At 49.1% G+C, this 1647-nt stretch carries 2 protein-coding genes; one reads left to right on the top strand and one right to left on the bottom strand.

The window, feature by feature from the left end; translation table 11 throughout:
- The coding region (locus tag VN105_RS05725; RefSeq protein ID WP_325638814.1) for an RNA polymerase sigma factor at window positions 1–585 on the bottom strand (585 nt) is incomplete at its 3' end.
- 89 nt (window positions 586–674) lie between these two features.
- Here VN105_RS05725 and VN105_RS05720 point away from each other — a divergent pair.
- Window positions 675–1583 (top strand): cation diffusion facilitator family transporter, encoded by a 909-nt coding sequence (locus VN105_RS05720; RefSeq protein WP_325638812.1) that lies wholly within the window; start codon window positions 675–677, stop codon window positions 1581–1583.
- Window positions 1584–1647 lie beyond the last annotated feature (64 nt).

The raw sequence follows: 1647 nt of genomic DNA, 5'->3' as shown, positions 1-1647 counted from the left end.
GTCGTTAAGTAATTCGTTATACAGCTCCGCCAGGCGCTCCCGGAGGAACAGTACTGCATAACGCTTGCGTGACAAGAGGGTATTTACCCCGATGCCGGTTTCTTCACTCATTTCCTTAAAGGATTTGCCCTCCAGTTCATGCTGCAGGAATACCTGCCGCTGATCGGCCGGTAATTCATCAATAGCTTCCATAATGGCTTCCGACATAATCTTTTTCGCCATGGGGGTATCTGCTTCCATGTTCCTGTCGGAAAGTAATTCGGGGAGAAATAGCACTTCTTCGCCTTCTATCTCGCGCGTGAAATCAGAAAAAGGAGTTTCTTTCTTCTTACGGAACCAATCGGTGATCTTGTTCCGTGTTACGGCAAACAGCCACCCGGTAATGGAATCCACCTGGCTGCCCAGGCGCAGGTATTCAGTAAACTGGTAGAAAACATCCTGTAAAATATCCTCAGCATCGGACGCATTACTTACCCGTTGCCGGATAAAGTGCAGCAATCGCTTGCGCTCCTGCTTCACAGTTGCCTGTATACGTTCGTTTTGCTCTATGGCCATAATGCTATTTGTAAGGACCAGTTGTTTCATCTTAATAAGGATGACGAAACACCGGAACGGATATTTTATAAGGACGAAAAAAAATCTTCTTAAATTACGTATAAGGAAATCTGTTGTTTATGCATGATCATGCCCACGCTCATACCCCTCCTTTAAATAATGCCCAGGTTAACAGGGCTTTTATATGGGGAATTTCCCTCAACCTCGCCTTCGTAGCAACGGAATTTATTGCAGGTTTCCTTACCCATTCCCTGGCCCTCATGGCCGATGCAGGGCATAATCTCAGTGATGTGGCCAGCCTGGCCTTATCGCTGCTGGGCTTCCGCCTGGCCAAAATAACCTCCAATCCCGGTTACACCTACGGCTACCGCAAAAGTACAATTCTTATTTCCCTGTTTAACGCCATGCTGCTGCTTATTGTGGTAGGGGTGATCGGGTATGAGGCTATCCGTCGTTTCAGCCAGCCCTACGAAGTACCCGGAACGCCCATTGCCGTGGTAGCGGGCATTGGTATCCTCATTAACGCATTTACCGCCTGGCTGTTCTTCAAAGACAAAGAAAAAGACCTGAATATTAAAGGCGCCTATCTCCACCTGGCTGCCGACGCCCTGGTATCCCTGGCAACGGTGGCTGCCGGCATTATGATCATCTACACAAAATGGTACTGGCTGGATCCTCTACTAAGTATTATTGTGATGGTAGTCATTGTATTTGGTACCTGGGGCCTGCTGCGCGATAGCCTGCGCCTGTCGATGGATGGGGTGCCGAAGGATATCGATCTGCAGGAGATCCGGAAAAAGGCCCTGGCCCTGGAAGGGATAAAGGATATTTATCATATCCACGTGTGGGCGATCAGCACTACCGAAACTGCCTTAACGGCCCAGGTAACTGTAGATCCGCAGCTGGATGCCGCCGGCACTGAAGCCCTGAAAAAAGCGCTGCGCCACGAACTGGAACACCTGGGCATCCGCCATTCTACACTGGAAACCGGGTTTAGCTCTTCGCCAATACCACGAACTTCTCCTTAAAACTTTCTTCGGGAAAAATATCATACACCTTTACCAGGCGTGGTTTTAAACCGCTGTCGGAAAT

Origin of the sequence: Chitinophaga sp. (assembly GCF_035564935.1) — a bacterium.
Taxonomy (GTDB): Bacteria; Bacteroidota; Bacteroidia; order Chitinophagales; family Chitinophagaceae; genus Chitinophaga.
The sequence above is the reverse complement of the archived record's forward strand: the minus strand, read 5'-3'. Positions and strand labels throughout refer to the sequence as shown.

What these genes read in the sequence shown, in the direction of transcription:
- VN105_RS05720 (WP_325638812.1), top strand. Translation starts at nt 675, where the DNA reads ATGCATGATCATGCCCACGCTCATACCCCTCCTTTAAATAATGCCCAG.